Origin of the sequence: Pedobacter jeongneungensis (assembly GCF_000633455.1) — a bacterium.
In the GTDB taxonomy this organism is placed as follows: domain Bacteria; phylum Bacteroidota; class Bacteroidia; order Sphingobacteriales; family Sphingobacteriaceae; genus Pedobacter; species Pedobacter jeongneungensis_A.
This window is the reverse complement of record NZ_AYMG01000010.1, coordinates 254,148-270,615: the sequence shown is the minus strand read 5'-3', so window position 1 is coordinate 270,615 and position 16,468 is coordinate 254,148. Positions and strand designations below refer to the sequence as shown.

Annotated in this window: 16 protein-coding genes; 11 read left to right on the top strand and 5 right to left on the bottom strand. The window is 37.3% G+C overall.

Annotated elements, in window-relative coordinates; genetic code table 11:
- Positions 1–12 precede the first annotated feature (12 nt).
- The gene (locus tag U859_RS0109505; RefSeq protein WP_025143149.1) at positions 13–1,434 is read left to right on the top strand and encodes a Glu/Leu/Phe/Val family dehydrogenase; all 1,422 of its coding nucleotides are present in this window, start codon (positions 13–15) and stop codon (positions 1,432–1,434) included.
- A gap of 609 nt (positions 1,435–2,043) precedes the next feature.
- Here U859_RS0109505 and U859_RS0109500 read toward each other — a convergent pair.
- The 3 genes from U859_RS0109500 to U859_RS0109490 all read right to left on the bottom strand — a co-directional run bounded on the left by U859_RS0109500 (position 2,044) and on the right by U859_RS0109490 (position 6,218).
- Entirely contained in the window at positions 2,044–3,390 is a 1,347-nt protein-coding gene (locus U859_RS0109500) for a hypothetical protein (RefSeq protein WP_025143148.1), read from the bottom strand.
- 76 nt (positions 3,391–3,466) lie between these two features.
- On the bottom strand, positions 3,467–5,467 hold the full coding sequence (locus tag U859_RS0109495) for a hypothetical protein (RefSeq protein WP_025143147.1): 2,001 nt from the start codon (positions 5,465–5,467) through the stop codon (positions 3,467–3,469).
- 70 nt (positions 5,468–5,537) lie between these two features.
- Positions 5,538–6,218, bottom strand: a complete 681-nt coding sequence (locus U859_RS0109490) for a hypothetical protein (protein ID WP_025143146.1) — start codon at positions 6,216–6,218, stop codon at positions 5,538–5,540.
- Positions 6,219–6,473: 255 nt separating this feature from the next.
- On the opposite strand from U859_RS0109490, the gene U859_RS0109480 reads away from it, so the two are divergent.
- The 10 genes from U859_RS0109480 (at position 6,474) to U859_RS0109435 (ending at position 14,388) form a co-directional block, all read left to right on the top strand.
- Positions 6,474–6,908: a cytochrome c maturation protein CcmE gene (locus U859_RS0109480; RefSeq protein ID WP_025143145.1), complete on the top strand. Its 435-nt coding sequence runs from the start codon at positions 6,474–6,476 to the stop codon at positions 6,906–6,908.
- Between the two features lie 8 nt (positions 6,909–6,916).
- Positions 6,917–9,385 carry a heme lyase CcmF/NrfE family subunit gene (locus U859_RS0109475; RefSeq protein WP_025143144.1) on the top strand — a complete coding sequence of 823 codons (2,469 nt, stop codon included), beginning with the start codon at positions 6,917–6,919 and terminating at the stop codon, positions 9,383–9,385.
- A gap of 4 nt (positions 9,386–9,389) precedes the next feature.
- On the top strand, positions 9,390–10,154 hold the full coding sequence (locus tag U859_RS0109470; protein WP_025143143.1) for a Rossmann-like and DUF2520 domain-containing protein: 765 nt from the start codon (positions 9,390–9,392) through the stop codon (positions 10,152–10,154).
- Positions 10,155–10,194: 40 nt separating this feature from the next.
- Complete coding sequence (locus tag U859_RS0109465; protein ID WP_025143142.1) at positions 10,195–10,527, top strand: 2Fe-2S iron-sulfur cluster-binding protein; 333 nt, start codon at positions 10,195–10,197, stop codon at positions 10,525–10,527.
- A gap of 77 nt (positions 10,528–10,604) precedes the next feature.
- The gene (gene iscX / locus U859_RS0109460; RefSeq protein ID WP_025143141.1) at positions 10,605–10,847 is read left to right on the top strand and encodes a Fe-S cluster assembly protein IscX; all 243 of its coding nucleotides are present in this window, start codon (positions 10,605–10,607) and stop codon (positions 10,845–10,847) included.
- A gap of 72 nt (positions 10,848–10,919) precedes the next feature.
- The gene (locus U859_RS0109455) at positions 10,920–11,447 is read left to right on the top strand and encodes a KdsC family phosphatase (RefSeq protein WP_025143140.1); all 528 of its coding nucleotides are present in this window, start codon (positions 10,920–10,922) and stop codon (positions 11,445–11,447) included.
- A gap of 252 nt (positions 11,448–11,699) precedes the next feature.
- Positions 11,700–12,530, top strand: a complete 831-nt coding sequence (locus tag U859_RS0109450) for a universal stress protein (protein ID WP_025143139.1) — start codon at positions 11,700–11,702, stop codon at positions 12,528–12,530.
- A 103-nt stretch (positions 12,531–12,633) separates the two neighbouring features.
- Positions 12,634–13,023 carry a Spy/CpxP family protein refolding chaperone gene (locus tag U859_RS0109445; protein ID WP_025143138.1) on the top strand — a complete coding sequence of 130 codons (390 nt, stop codon included), beginning with the start codon at positions 12,634–12,636 and terminating at the stop codon, positions 13,021–13,023.
- A 69-nt stretch (positions 13,024–13,092) separates the two neighbouring features.
- Positions 13,093–13,659, top strand: a complete 567-nt coding sequence (locus tag U859_RS0109440) for a Maf family protein (protein ID WP_025143137.1) — start codon at positions 13,093–13,095, stop codon at positions 13,657–13,659.
- Positions 13,660–13,710: 51 nt separating this feature from the next.
- Positions 13,711–14,388: a hypothetical protein gene (locus U859_RS0109435; RefSeq protein ID WP_025143136.1), complete on the top strand. Its 678-nt coding sequence runs from the start codon at positions 13,711–13,713 to the stop codon at positions 14,386–14,388.
- Between the two features lie 56 nt (positions 14,389–14,444).
- On the opposite strand, the gene U859_RS0109430 is transcribed toward U859_RS0109435, so the two are convergent.
- Together U859_RS0109430 and U859_RS0109425 are read right to left on the bottom strand one after the other, a co-directional pair.
- Entirely contained in the window at positions 14,445–15,359 is a 915-nt protein-coding gene (locus U859_RS0109430; RefSeq protein WP_025143135.1) for an exopolyphosphatase, read from the bottom strand.
- 341 nt (positions 15,360–15,700) lie between these two features.
- Positions 15,701–16,420: a DUF72 domain-containing protein gene (locus U859_RS0109425; protein WP_025143134.1), complete on the bottom strand. Its 720-nt coding sequence runs from the start codon at positions 16,418–16,420 to the stop codon at positions 15,701–15,703.
- Positions 16,421–16,468: the final 48 nt, after the last annotated feature.

Below are 16,468 nucleotides of genomic sequence, written 5' to 3'. Positions count from 1 at the left end.
AAAAAATAAATAATGGCTAATCTAGCAGACGAGAACAAGTTCTTTGCAGATGTTTGTAAAAACTTTGACAGTGCGGCTCAATTCACCAATCATCCGGAAGGTTTATTGAACCAGATTAAAACATGTAATAGTGTATATCGTTTCCAATTCCCAATCCGCCGCGGAAACGGTTTTGAAGTAATTGACGCCTGGCGTGTAGAGCACTCTCACCACATGAGCCCTACAAAGGGTGGTATCCGTTACAGCGAAATGGTTAACGAAGATGAGGTGATGGCACTTGCAGCTCTAATGACTTACAAATGTGCTATTGTTAACGTTCCATTTGGCGGTGCAAAAGGTGGTATCAAAATCAACACTAAACAATACAGTGTTGCCGAACTGGAAACCATTACCCGTCGTTATACAACAGAATTAATTAAGAAAAACTTTATCGGTCCTGGTATCGATGTTCCTGCTCCTGATTATGGATCTGGTGAACGCGAAATGAGCTGGATTGCCGATACCTATATGACCATGAATCCAGGTCAGCTTGATGCACTGGGTTGCGTAACTGGTAAACCAATTGCTTTACACGGTATCCGTGGACGTAAAGAAGCTACAGGCCGTGGTGTGGCTTATGCAGTACGCGAGTGTGTTGAGGTTGCAGAAGATATGGCTAAAATCGGTTTTAAAGCAGGTTTAAGCGATAAAAGAGTAATTGTTCAAGGTTTAGGTAATGTGGGTTACCACTCTGCTAAATTCTTAGCTGAATTTGGTGCTACCATTGTTGGACTTTGTGAATTTGAAGGTGCCATTTATAATGCTAACGGATTAAACGTTGATGAGGTTTTTGCACACCGTAAAAATACAGGTTCAATCTTAGACTTCCCGGGTGCTACAAGCTTCAAAAACTCGATGGAAGGTTTAGAGCAAGATTGCGATATTATCGTTCCTGCGGCTTTAGAAAACCAGTTTACTGAGCTTAACATCCGCAACATCAAAGCAAAAATTATTGCTGAAGGTGCAAACGGACCAACTACACCAGAAGCTGAAGCCATTTTTACCGAAATGGGCGGTATCATCATTCCTGATATGTACTGTAATGCAGGTGGTGTAACGGTATCATATTTCGAGTGGTTGAAAAATCTTTCTCATGTAGCATTCGGTCGTATGGAGAACCGTTATGCGGCTAACTCAAACGCTAACTTAATTGCTACTTTAGAGAACTTAACCGGTAAAACCATCCTTCCTGAACACCGTTTAATGATTGTTAAAGGTGCATCAGAAATGGAATTGGTAAACTCTGGTTTAGAGGATACCATGATCCATTCTTACCACGAAATCCGCGAAACATTGATGAACAAACCAGGCACGCAAACCTTAAGAACTGCTGCTTTTGTAAATTCAATCGATAAAATTGCGGTTTCTTATATGAACTTAGGCGTTTGGCCATAACCGACTAATCGTTATTGCGAATCCTGGTTTTTCATCAGGATGAAGCAATCTTATCGAAAAGCCCTGCAGAATTTAAAAACTGCAGGGCTTTTTTATGGAGTAATCGTCATTTCGAGCGGAGTGCAACGAAGTCGAGAAATCTATCTAAGTATATCTCTTTCCCGAAAATTCGAGACTGCGCCTCATCCGATAGCTATTGGATCAGTGTTGATATTTAATCTGCGTAAATCATCTTAGATCTGCGGGAAAAATATAACAGAGCATATTTTTTTGTTTTGGAAATGAAAGGACTGTGTTTCATAGCGGTAGGTTGGCCCTGCTGTACCTCCTGCCGATAGAAGGATCGGCATGCGTCCCATCAGGTTTATGATTAAGGGATCGTACAAAGTACTCGTCATTTCGAGCGGAAATTTATTTCATAAAAATCGATATAAATGACATGGGGATTTTAGTGAATTGATAGGTTGCGAAGAATCGTCATTCCCAACTAGATTGGGAATCGTAATGCAGGTGCTTTAAGATTCCCGCCTGCGCGGGAAAGACGACCTTAATGTTAAAAATTATCTAGATAGATTTCTCGGCTGCGCTCGAAATGACGATCTTTCTATTTCATAAACTTTTCAAAATCTGATACAACGAATTAATATTTCCGTCTTTCAATTCAAGCTTACCATCAACTTTAACTTTTTTGCCTTCCATCAATTTACCTTTAACTTCTAAACGTTTTAGGGTTTTAAAATAGTTGGTGAAGAATGGGATTTCCAATTGTTTGCCCAGTTTGATCAGATCAACATTTAAGTAAAGGAAATCAGTTGATTCGACCTTTGAGGTTGGGATATTCTGCTTTTTAACTGTCGAGAAATTTAAGTTTTCCTGATTGCTGTTCACAAACACCTTATAAAGCGGAAAAGCATTTTTGTTTACAGTATTGCTATCAGAATAGATCAATCCCTGTCTGGTCAGGTAATTTTTCAGTCCATTACCTTTCGAACCAATATTAACAGAGATGGAAGGGATGTTGCGCTTTTGTAAGCTTACTTTTTCAACCTTTTCAAAATCATCATTGTATTCGTAAGTGATAACAGAATCGGTTTGTGTAATGGAATTTGTCCATTCGAAATCGAGATTGCCGTTGTAATATTTAATTAAACTATCCTGCTCGATAGTATAATTCCTGAACTTATAGATTTTGTCTTTGTTTGGCTTTAGGTTGGCATTTATCCAAAAAGAAACTGTACTATTTTTACTGGATTGATGATGTGCAGGCTTCGTTGAAGGCAAAATATTATTAGCTAAAAACACATTACTAAAATTTATACTACCGCTTTTAAAATCAATCCAGCCATTATTTTCTCCGTTGGCAAATACCACATGCTGTTTTTGATCCAAAGCCACTTTAAAAGGGCTTTCATTCGCTTTAACCACATTTTTCTGGTTTAGAATATCAATCAAAACAGGTTCAAAGTCTTTAATCTGGGTCGTTATTACCACCGCCACCGCTTTGTTGTTGTAACAAAGCACTAAATTCACCAATCTGGATTTAGCGGTAGTTATGCCTTTAGCGTTTTTGATAACCTGCAGGTGAAGCACATTTTTAACGAAATTTTCAAAATCTTCACTGTTTTTTACCTCCAGACGTGAAAATATAGTACCAGTAGGCTGTCCGTTAAGATTATAAAGATAGATACTGGCAGGAATCGCTAATCCTGTTGCTAGTTTATCTGTTTTAATGGCATTATCTTTTTTAACGTCAGATTTAAAATAATAGCCAGGATTACCGAGCATATTCAAAGCTATTGTTTGATAAAGCTCATCAACATTGATTTTGACAATCCCCGTTACATTTTTTGGAATCAAAGTTTGTCCTGCCTGATATCTCCGGTATTTTAAAACACCAGCAAAAAAAATAAGCAGCAATATTACTATCGCTGCTGTTATTTTTAGAAATTTCTTCATTTAGATTGGTTCATTCGTTCACTGGTCAATAGTTCATTGGTTATTGCAAACCGCCAACGGTTAACTGCCAACTGGTCTATTTAGCCGCATTCTCAATTAGCGAAAACAAATATTTCAACGCATTTTCATGTCCATTCGGAATTTCTGCGCTGATATCTGCTGAAACCAATCTGCCTTTTATCGGGTTCGATTTCATGTACACGTTGCCCATCTTTTCTAGCGTACTGTTAAATTTCTTAGCGGTTTCTGCACCGCCGATTTCCGAATCAGGAACTTTACCTACCAGGTTTTTAGCATTGAATAAAAAGCTGAAATTATTTTTGCTCAACAGGTCTTTGTGCAGTTTGCTGATTTTGCTATTGTATTGATTGTTGCTGATGCTTTGCATCTCGCTTAACGAATTGCCAAAAAACACAATTCCGTCTTTAATCATAAAGTATATATCAATCGGACTTTTCTTCTCCTGGATTTTATAAATGTTGTTCTCAACCGTTACCATATTTTTATGGATGCCATATTTAATCAGTTTGTCGATCAACCTATGATCTTCTGATGAAAACATGAAAAGGAAATCAGGCAAAGTTTCGTTTTTGGTTTTTGTTACCTCTTTCTGTTTGTAATCGTCGTCATACTCGTAAGTGGTATAAGTAACTTCTTTGGTTTTTAATCCGTTAATTACAAATAGAGCATCACCTTTAATTACCTTGCTTACTGCTTCTTCATCTAACAATAGACTGAAGAGCTCAGTGCCAAGATCAATTTCCTCATCCATTTTAGCGCCCAGGAAAGAACCATAAGTTTGCTTTAATAATTTCGGAAATTCTTCTAAATACGCTTTGGTATCAATCGAATAGCTCATAAAACCAAGGGCTTTTTCGCTGTTTACATAATTCAGAAATTTTTTGTTTAATTTCCTGTTCATGATTTTTTTATAAGCATCAGCCTGTTCCTGAGCCATTTCTAAACCGGTAGAAATACGGAAACTTTTGTTATCCATAAAAAGTTTAGCGTTTAAGCTGCCATAACCTTTCATAAGGCCTGCTTTGCCATAAGTGCCAAATTCGGGCGCAATTGAATTGTAAACATCCTGTAAGCTCGATACCCAAAGCTCTGCTATGGCTTTATTATCCAAACTTGCGGTATAAGATTTATTTGTTTCGATAGACTCGTAAGTACCGTTGAAAATCTGATCCGCCTGAACAGTCATCCAGGTAAATGCCAGTCTTTTTTTCTTTAAATCCTGTTCTGCCAGTTCTTTCTGGTAAACATCATATTGTTCATCAACCTGGCCATGAGCAGGAGTCATACCTGTACTATCGCTTGTCCCTTCAGGATAAATGATCTCAAGAGGTTCGTCCTTAACTTTTTTAGCGTTTTTCTTCTTGCCTGATTTTTTTGAAGCAACAGTTTTTTTAGTATTCTTTTTGACCGTCGATTTTTTCTGAACCTTTGCTTTTTCAATAACCGGGGCCTCAACTGTTTCTACCATAGGTTCAGCCGTAACTCCTACAGCAGAATCTATCGCTACGCTATCAATCAAAGTCTGTTCACTCTGGAACCTGATATCTTTTATGCCATATTTCGCAGATTTAACCGAATCGGCAAAAAATGAACCCCTGATGCTTCCTGTTACAAAATAAAGCATGTTATTGTTCCACTTGATGATACTCGTGCTATCAGGCAAAACCATCGTACGGATATCGCCCTGCTGTGTAAATTTTTTCTCTTTATTTTCAATCAGGCTTTCAAATTTCCTGGCATCTTTTATCGGGATCAAAAAACAGTTATAGGTAATACTATCACTCAATTGGTTAAAGTAATACATGTTTTTCTCCAGGTTGATACCGAAATCTTCGATACTGGTGAAGTTTTTATCCAGAGATTTAGAGGTTTCCGTCAATAATTTCTTGCCTACAAAAGATTCGTTAAAATCTTTTACAAACATGAGTTTAAAAACATTATCGCCTTTAATGGTGGCTACAGTGAAAGCATTTGATGGAATTTTCTTGACCAGATCTTGCGCCTTAGCCAAATTGAATGATAAAAAGAGGGAGATTGCAATTAGAATTTTTTTCATTTAGATAGATTTTTTAGAGATGATGGTCGTGTTTACGTTCTGGGCCCTTTGACCAAAAACCACGATGATTTTATTTAGATAGTTGTATGGTGTTCGATACGTTAATTTTTCCGTTGATTAAATCCATGATGCTGCTTTTTAACATCACGGCTTTTTTTGATTTTGATACATTTGATGCCGGGTTGGTGCTACTTGTTACAGGCGATTCGAAACGGTAAATGCTCGTATAGGTTGCGCCATTAAAAACAGCTTTGTCTTTCGCTTTTAATTTATTGAATTCGGTTTTTGCGGTACTCACGGCCTGATATTTCCGGCTGAATGTTTTTGTTGATTTATTATAGCTATAAGATGAGGTATTGGTAGCCTTGATTTTCTGCTGAGCAAGGATATTTTTAGTAATGTTGTTGATATTTGAAACATCTTTAAACGAAAAACTGATGGTGGCGATATAATTATTAAAATCACTGCTGCTTTTTACATTCGATATTCCTTCTGATTTTTTTAAATAGGCAACAGCTTCATTCAATTCTTGCTGGATTTTTTGCCTGCTGGGTACTTTATAACCCTGTACACTATCCAGCAGCATAACTGAAGCCACTTTGGTTTTACTTTGGCTTAAGTTAATCGTGAGTACAACATCACCTGTACCATCATTTTTCATGCTAATTTCTTCGATTACTTCAAAACAAGAACTTAAAATGGGAATCAGCAATACAAATAAAAGTAGCTTATACAGTTGTTTCGGGTTCATATTAAAGAGGTTTACGTTTTACAATGAAATGTAAAAAGGAAATGATTATCTGATGGGCCAAACTTAAGAATTTCAGTCCGGAATTTTGAACGATTTAAGATATTCGCAAAAATGGGTGATGAATTTTGTCATTCTTCAAAATATTGTACTTCAAAAATCAGGTAATTGTCAATATAAAGACAAGAAAAATGTAAAAGAATGCTTGCTAAGCCTATTTTTCTATCTTTGTTGCCAGCTTTTACAATACATATAAACATGAAGAAAAGTGCAATCATTGGATTAATTACCATCGCAATTTCCGTAGGGATTTTATTTAGCTTAAATGCAAATACTGATACCTACTCTAATTTCAAACAGGCTACGCTTTCTGGTAAAGAAGAGCACGTTATGGGCTACTGGGAAAAATCAATGGGTACTTATTATGACGCTTTGAAAGACGCCAATCATTTTTCATTTCACATGAAAGATGAAAAAGGAGAAGTGAGAGAGGTAATCTATGCAGGTACCAAACCACAGGATTTTGAAAAATCAGAAAAACTAGTACTGATCGGTAAAATGGATCAGGACAAATTCTACGCATCGAAAATTTTAATGAAGTGCCCTTCTAAATATAATGATAACCTGGTAGAGGTTAATAAGGACGGCAAGGTCGAAGAAATAAGCAAGGACGGCGGGAAAAAATATAACTAATTTATTTAATGGATATTCAATTTGTAGGCGAACACCTGTTACCAGGTAAAATCGGACAGTTTTTTATTGTTCTGGCATTTAGTGCATCATTACTATCAACTATATCGTATTTTTTTGCCAGTCGCGATAAAAATTTAGAAGAAAAATCCTGGAGAAACCTTGGCCGGATTGGATTTCTGATCAACTTTGCCAGTATCATCGGTATCGGTGCCATTTTGTTTTACCTCGTACTTGGTCATTATAACGAATACAGTTACGTTTATTTCCACTCTTCAAAAGAATTACCTGTTTACTATATCATTTCGGCCTTTTGGGAAGGGCAGGAAGGAAGTTTTTGGCTTTGGGCTTTCTGGCAGTCATTTTTGGGTGCATTATTGATCTGGAAAGCCAAAACATGGGAAAATCCTGTAATGACGGTTGTAGCCTTTTCTCAGGTGTTTTTAAGCTCCATGTTATTGGGAATTTCAATTTTCGGCGAACGTATCGGTAGCTCTCCATTTATCCTGTTAAGAGACGCTGTTGATTTAAAAGCAATGGCGCCCGTTGTTTTTGCCAATCCGGAAAACTTTAAAGATTACCTTAAATTTATTACCGATGGTAGGGGATTAAACCCATTATTGCAAAACTATTGGATGGTAATCCATCCACCAACTTTGTTTTTGGGATTTGCCAGTATGGTGGTGCCTTTTGCTTACGGAATTGCTGCTTTATGGCAAAAAAGATATAAAGAATGGATTAAACCTGCTATGCCATGGACGCTTTTTGCGGTGATGGTTTTAGGTACAGGTATTATTATGGGGTCTTTCTGGGCTTACGAAGCGCTAAACTTTGGTGGTTTCTGGGCCTGGGATCCGGTTGAAAATGCATCTTTAATTCCATGGTTAACCCTAATCGGAGCGGTGCACGTAATGATTGCCTATAAAAATACTGGTCATGCCTATTTTACCGCAATTGCCCTGGTATTTTTAAGTTTCTTATTGGTCCTTTATGCCTCATTCTTAACCCGAAGCGGAATTTTGGGCGATACATCAGTTCACTCATTCACCGATATGGGGATGTTTGGCCATTTGATCCTGTACAATGTGGTATTTGCCGTTTTGGCTGTAGCATTGATTGTGGTACGGTGGAAAGAATTGCCGATTACCACTAAAGATGAAGAAACCTATTCCCGCGAATTCTGGATGTTTATTGGTGCTTTGGTAGTAACTATTGCCTGTATCCAGGTAATCTTCTCTACTTCGGTACCTGTTTTTAACAAAGCGTTTGGTACTAAATTTACCCCACCGATTGATGCCGTTAAATATTACAACCAATGGCAGGCTCCATTTGCGGTATTAATTACCTTGATTTCTGGTTTTTCTCAGTATTTAAAATATAAAAGAACCGATCCACGCAAGTTTTACAGCAGTTTAGTATCAGCCATCATTTTCTCGATGGTGTTAACAGCGGGTTTGGTATATGTGGCCGGTATTTATACCAATACGATGTATATCCTGATTACTTTTAGCTGTTTGTTTGCTGTACTTTCTAATGCAGCCATATTATATCAGGCTTTTGGCGGAAAGGCCAAACTGGCCGGATCAGCTATTGCACACATCGGTTTTGCTTTCTTAATCTTAGGTGCTTTAATTTCTGCGGCCACCAACAAGCCCTTATCAATCAATGCGAATAATTTTATTCCGGTAAAGGATTTCGAAAAAACAGAAAAACCGGGTGAAAACATCATGTTATACAAAAACGAACCCAAAAAGATGGGTAAGTATACGGTAACTTATGTCAGCGATACCACAAAAGCACCAAATACCATTTATACCCTTAATTTTAAGGTATTAGATGAAAAAACAGGGAAAGTTAAGGAGGATTTTAACTTACATCCGCATGTGCAGGACAATGAGAAAATGGGCTTAATTGCTTCTCCTGATACCAAGCACTATTTAACTTATGATGTATATACCCACATCACCAGTGCTGCCATTAAAAAAACATCACATGATGATCATGAAGGTCATTCGGATGATGAAAATTATAAAGAGCCACGTATTGTTAAGGTTTCGGTAGGAGATACCATCCACACCACCAGTGGCATTGTTACGGTTAAAGATCTAAACAGAAAACCTACTGCTAAGGATTTAGCTTTGGCGCAAGGCGATTATGCTGTTGGTTTGCCGTTGGAAATTAATGCTGCCGGTAAAATTTACAACACTGAACCCATCTTCTTAATAAAAGGTAATAATACTTTCGATTTCGCCCGTAAAGTGGATGAATTAGACTTAAAGTTCCGTTTTTCTAAAGTATTACCTGATGAGAAAAAAGTAGAGCTTCAAATTTTCGAGAAACCGCAGCAGGCTAAAGACTGGGTAGTTTTTAAAGCGATCGAATTTCCTTTCATTAATTTGTATTGGGCTGGTACTATTGTAATGGTTGTTGGTTTCTTACTTTCAATTTTTAGAAGAAGAAAAGAAGCCAAAGCCGCATAAAATCATGAAAATTGTTTTATTAGGTTCTGGAAATGTTGCTACACACTTAGCTAAAGCTTTAATAAGTAAAGGCGAAGAACTGATGCAGGTATACAGCCAAAGCCTGAGTAATGCAGTTTTATTGGCCAAAGCTATCGGAGCTGAAGCAACAGGTGATTTAAATGAGGTTAAACAGAACGCTGATTTATATATTATTTCAGTAAAGGATGATGCCATTGATACGGTAGCTGCATCTTTAAAAAATGTCACTGGTTTGGTCGTACATACTTCTGGCACTACCGATATTAATGTACTGGCTTTCCAGGTAAAAAAGGCGGGTGTTTTTTATCCTTTGCAAACTTTTTCAAAAAGTAAGGAAGTTTCATTTGAAAATATCCCGCTTTGTATTGAAGCAAGTGATGAAGATCAGTTGGCTATTTTAAAAGAGCTTGCAAATAAAATCAGCACTCAGGTATATGAGCTGGATGGCGAGAAGAGAAAAGTGTTGCACCTTGCTGCAGTATTTGCCTGTAATTTTCCAAACCACTTGTACGCACTGGCCAATAAAATTTTAAATCAGAATGGTTTAGATTTTGAAATCATTAGACCTTTAATCGCTGAAACAGCGGACAAGGTAATGGGCAATTTGCCCGAAAATGTGCAGACCGGACCTGCGGTGAGGGCCGACGAAAACACCTTAAATAAGCATTTGAGCATGTTAAATGATATGCCCGAATTGCAAAACATTTATCAAACACTAAGCAATAGCATAAAATTAATGCCGAAATAGCATAATTACGGCTTTTGCTTGTTACTTTTGCAAAATAATTATGAGCATTTTTAAACTAAAAATAAATTTTGAAGAAGCAGATCACGAATCTATTGAATTGCCAATAGCAGCGGGCGAATCTGTTTTAGATGTTTGTCTGGATAACGGAATCGAGTTACAGCACAACTGCGGCGGCGTTTGTGGTTGCAGTACCTGCCACGTTTACGTAACAAAGGGCATGGATAATATCGAAGAGATTTCTGATAAGGAAGAAGATTTTATTGATAGGGCTGTACGTCCGAAAATTACTTCCCGCCTTGGATGTCAGTGTGTAGTGATTAACGGCGATATCGAAGTAACCATTCCAGATCAGTCTGGTTTTATGGGACACTAATTAGTCCGGAGTCTTTAGTCGGGAGTCCGAAGCCTTACAATATTAAAACTTTTCAACCTTACAACAACGAACAAAACATGAACAACGATAAATTTGCCTTACCTTTTTACTGGAACGATTATGAAGATATTGCGATGTCTTTATATGAGAAATTTGGCGATGATTTTACTGAAGCTAAAATCTACCGCATCCGCTTTACCGAACTTTTAGAATGGGTATTATCTTTGCCAAACTTTAAAGGTACCCGTGAAGAAAGCAGTGAAGGCCATTTAGAGCAAATTCAATCTGCCTGGGTTTACGAGTGGAGAGATAATCAGTAAATAAGTCATGAGTTCGGAGTCTTTAGTCCTGAGTCCACTCCGAACGCTTAACCCTTAACGCCAAACACGCTAATGTTTCTCCAGAAATTAAAAGAAATCACCACTTTTATCTTCGATGTAGATGGTGTGCTTACCGATGGATCTGTTCAGGTTACTGATAACGGTCAATCTTTGCGTACTTTTAATATCAAGGATGGTTATGCCATGCAATTGGCCGTTAAAAGGGGATACAACATCTGTATTATCTCTGGCGGTGATGGTATTGCCATGGGCAAACGTTTCTTTAACCTTGGCGTAACTGATGTTTTCCTTGGTACTGGAGATAAGGTGGCTATTTTTAACCAATATCTTCAGGATAAAAATATTACTGCAGAAGAAGTGCTCTATATGGGCGATGATATTCCTGATCTCAAAGTAATGAAGCTGGTTGGACTTCCAACTTGTCCGGCTGATGCCGTAGAAGAAATAAAAGCCATTTCTACATTTATATCTCCTTATAACGGAGGCAAAACCGCTGTCCGCGACATCATTGAAAAAGTAATGAAAGTGCAGGGCAGATGGCACGATGAAAACCCAAACGCTGCCGATTCTGGTAAATAGATTTGTTAGTTCATTGGTCATTGGTTCATTAGTAATTGCTAGTAGAATATTGGTCACTACCATAACCGCGATTGTCATCCTGAGCGTAGTCGAAGGATCTTTAGCTACACACTACCCATCAGAATGACGTTCCCATTATAAATCTTCAACCTCAAAATTTGTAATAAATAAGATTATATCCGAAATTTACATTTATAAATTAATCAATCGATTGATTAATTTATAAATGTAAAAAATGTTAATTTTAATATTATGAGCACATACCTTGTACCCGTAGATTTTTCTAAAACAGCAGATCATGCTGCCAAATATGCCGCCAGGCTGAGTTTTGCGATGGAGAACTCAAAAATTATCCTGCTTAATGCTTACTATGTTTCAGAATATGAGAGCATCCTTCCTACACCTGATATGGTCATCACTACTGATGATCACATTGCCGACGAAATAACCAAAAGGATGGAGGCCCTTGAAAAACTAAAGTCAAAAATGCTGGAAATTAATTCTCGTGCTGAAATAGAAATTTATTTAACAAGGGAAACATTGCTGAGATCCATTATCGATCGGGTAAATAGAGAGGAGATCGAACTCATTATTATTGGCAGCAATGGTAAAAAGGCTAAAGATGAAAGTGATATCGGTTCGAATGCCATTAAAATTTCTAAATCAAGTCCGGTACCAGTTTTGGTTGTTCCGCCTAAAGCCGATTATCAATCTATCCGTAAAGCGATTTTAGCCTGCGATTTTAAAAAAGTTAAAGAAGTAATCCCGATGCATGCCCTAAAGAATATCTTAAGCAAACATGCCCTCGAACTTTTGGTGCTCAACATCAATTCCGGGCATACTATAGATTCAGAAGAAGAACATTTTCTACACGAAATGCTTAAAGATTTTTCTCCGGCTTATCATTACTCAGATCATCCTGATACCATAAAAGGCATTGTAAAATTTGCCAAAAGCGAAGAAGCACAGCTGATTATCGCATTACCTAAAAAATATAGTTTTTTCGAAAGTTTACTGCACGAAAGTGTATCTCAAAAATTGACGATTAAATCGCATGTTCCTGTGCTGTTATTGAAGGATTAACCTGTATTAATCTGCAACAGCTAAGTTACATTTATAGATTAAACTTTTATCCTTTTTGATACTCCAACATGCTCAATTTTCAACCAAAAACAACAAAAACAACATGAAAAAATTAATGATGATTTGCGGATTGATGCTAGGAATAGCTGGTTTCGCTAACGCGCAGCAAGGTGGTGGACAAGGCAGGATGATGATGAAACCTGAAGAACGTGTAAAACAGTTAGACGAAAAATTAAAGTTATCTGATGATCAAAAAACAAAATTAACAGCTGTTTTTACTGAGCAGGCAGAAACCATGAAAAAAATGCGTGATGAAATGCAAGGTGGTGGTGATAGAGATGCAATGAGAGAGAAAATGCAGAAAATGCGTGCTGATAACGATGCAAAAGTTACTGCAGTATTAACTGACGATCAGAAAAAAGCTTATGAAGCCTGGCAAAAAGAGCAACGTGCCGAAATGGAAAAACGTAGACAAGGTGGTGGAAACAACTAAATCTTGTTAAAATATCAAATAAGAAAGCGGCTTTATGCCGCTTTTCTTATTTTAGCAAAAAATTAAAATATGCCAGTAAATTTTCCTCCTATCGTTTTAGCTTCTAAATCGCCCCGTAGGCAAGAACTTTTAACTTTAATGGGTTTAAACTTTAAAGTAGAATTAAAAGATGTGGATGAAAGTTATCCTGACGGTTTAAGTCCGGCAGAAATTGCGGTTTATATTTCAGAACAAAAAGCAAAGGCTTTTACTGGTGATGGCGAAATTGTAATCACCGCCGATACCATCGTGGCCTTAAATGGCGAAATTTTAGGCAAACCAACCGACCGCGCGCATGCACAGGAAATGTTAAAAAAACTTTCGGGCAGTAAACACGAGGTTTTTACAGGAGTAACCATTGTTAAAGGGGATAAAACTTATTCCTTTTATGATCGGACAGAAGTTTTATGTAAAGCCGTTACAAGTGAGGAAATCGATTTCTATATCGACAACTACCAGCCTTTTGATAAAGCCGGAAGTTATGGTGTGCAAGATTGGTGGGGTATTGTTGTGGTAGAGCGTATCGAAGGTTCTTATACCAATGTAATGGGCTTGCCAACAGAGAAGCTTTATAACGAGCTGTTAAAATTTATTTAAATCGCTTTGTGGAATTTTCTTAAGATTATCATCATCTAAGAAAAACACACAATGAAACCGAGAATTAACGAAGTTAGCATCGCCGAACCCTGCTTACAGAACTGGGATAAAATGGAAAAAGGAGCAGGTTTTAATTTCTGTACAGCCTGCAGCAAAAATGTAATTGATTTTTCGGGTTATACCAATGCAGAAATTATCCAGGTATTGGCTAATGCTGGTTCTTCAGTATGCGGTCGTATGGGCCAAAGCCAATTAAACCAGCTAAACCTTCACCTGTCAATTGTGCCAACTACCAATAGAAACTGGATGAAGTACCTCGGCGTACTTGCTATTGGCATGAGCATTTTTGTAATGGATGCGAAGGCCGAAAAGCTTAATACTCCTGTTGAAATCACTACAACGATCCACCATAAAACCGACGATAAAAAACCGGTTGCGCCCAAAAAAGTCTACGGTTATGTTATCGGTGCCGATAATAAACCGGCAGCTGGAATCAGGTTATCCATTCTCGACACCAGATACGCAACCTTGACTGATAAAAATGGTCGCTATGAAATGCTTTTGGATAATAAATTTGATCTAAGTAAAAACCAATTGGTAGTTGAAAGTATCCGTTATTCAGCCTTTTTAACACTCGATTTTTCTAAAGAGAAACAAAATAATCTTAAGCTTAATAAAGCTGAACCAATGATTATGGGTAGAATCATGATTGCGCCAAAAAAGAATTAATCCTAAATTAATATACGCTAAACTCTCTGTGATCCATCTGCTGATGGATCATTTTTTTATATCAGGCTAGCCAATACGCCCATTTTTAAATCGTAAGTGGAAAGCCTTAACCTGTTTATCTTCGATCGGCCCAAAACGTAATTGGTAATTAAAGCCGCAATTACAATCATATCAACCCTTAATGGAATTATTCCAGGCATTGCTGATCTTTCCTGATGGGTAGAATTCAATAATTTACCTGTAATTTCGATATAATCATCAAAGTTGAATTCGAAAGTTTTGATGGTATTTATATCTGCTTTCAGGTTATTTTTTCTGATGATGAGCTCTGCAAAGGTTTCAAAAGCCCCAGCTGATCCGATCAGCACTTTTGGCTGGTGTTTTTCGCAGATGTCGAAAAGATTGGCCAATTGATTTTGAACATGGAATAAAATGGCATTTTTATCCCCATCATTTATAGGATCTGATTTAAAAAATTGTTGCATTAAACGTGCTGCACCGATGTTATAACTTTTTTTCCAGATCAGTTTTTCGGTATCGCAAAGGATAAATTCTACACTGCCACCACCAATATCCATAATCAGTGAAAGATCGGTAATGGCACCGCTCAGTTTAACGCCCTGGTAAATCAGCTCAGCCTCTTCATCCCCACTAATGGTTTCGATCGTTATTCCGGCCTGTTCTTTTACAGCATTAACAAAATCCTGACCGTTTTCTGCACTCCGAACGGCTGAAGTTGCTGTAGCCCTTACTTGTTCTACCTGATATTCGGCAATGCTATGGCTAAAATCTTTTAGGCACTTTATGCCCCTTTCAAATGCTGCCGGAATGATGATGTTATCGTTAATTCTACCTTCGCCCAGTTTGACAGGGACATTAGTTTTGTAGAGGATTTTCAACTCTTTCCCTGCTGTTTCAGCAATAAGTAAGTGGAAGGTATTGGTTCCAAGATCGATAACGGCAACACGCATATTTTTTGTTTTATTTTTTTGGAAAGCAGAAACAGCATTTCTTCGGGGGCTGCAGTCCTGCTATCCATTAAATTTCGTTAATATTCGTGCTAAATTAAAGTTAGTGCACCGAAATATCATTGCTATCAGGTTTATTTTTTTACGTTAGCAGGTTTTGGCAAGATAGCTAAGGGTATAAAAAAACCGGACTATTGTCAGGTTTCCATAAATAGCAGCACAAACACGGGTTAAATAAACGGGATAGAAGCGGCAGCTCCAGATTTTTCATCGGGACTACAGCGTATAGCCCGGCTAACATTAAAATAAGCACTGCAATTGCTTTTCTGAAAAACTGAAATGATTTACTGTTTTATCAATTCCTGCAATTGTTTGGCATTGTGTAATGCGCCAACGCCCCATGTATTATTAAAGTACACAAAAACCTCTTTCTCCTTATCTCCAATCTGGTTTTTAAAATCATTAATCACTTTAATATCGTATTCAGATTTATACAAAACAGGTTTCCCATGAAAACGGTAATAAACAGTTCCTGTATTTTGAATTACATCATCGGATAGGGCAGATGGATAGCTCTGTCCACTGAAAATGATATTGTTTTTGGTTAGTTTCTTATAAATATCTTCTTTAAACCAACTTAAATGGCGGAATTCTACCACGTTTTTTAATTCTGGGCTTAAAAGATCAATCAATAGCTTTAATCTTTCTTCAGTATAATCAAATTTTGGTGGAAACTGGAACAATACGCATCCCAATTTCTCTTTTAAACCCAATTGAATGGCTTCATAGAAATCGTTAATGAGTTGTTCACAATCATTTAGTTGTTTGTAATGGGTAATTAACCGCGGTGCTTTAATGGTAAACAAAAAATCGTCCGGACTCTCGCCGTACCATTTATCAAACGACTTTTGCGTAGGCATTTTATAAAAGGTAGAATTGATTTCTATGGTGTTGAAATGCTCGCAATAATATTTAAACCAATCTTTTTGTGCCAATCCTTTTGGATAGAAAATTTCTTTCCACTCCCGGTAATAAAATCCTGAACAACCAATTCTCCATTTCATGTATAGAAAACAGGTTATAAACGGAAAGGTTTATAAATGTGAAAAACA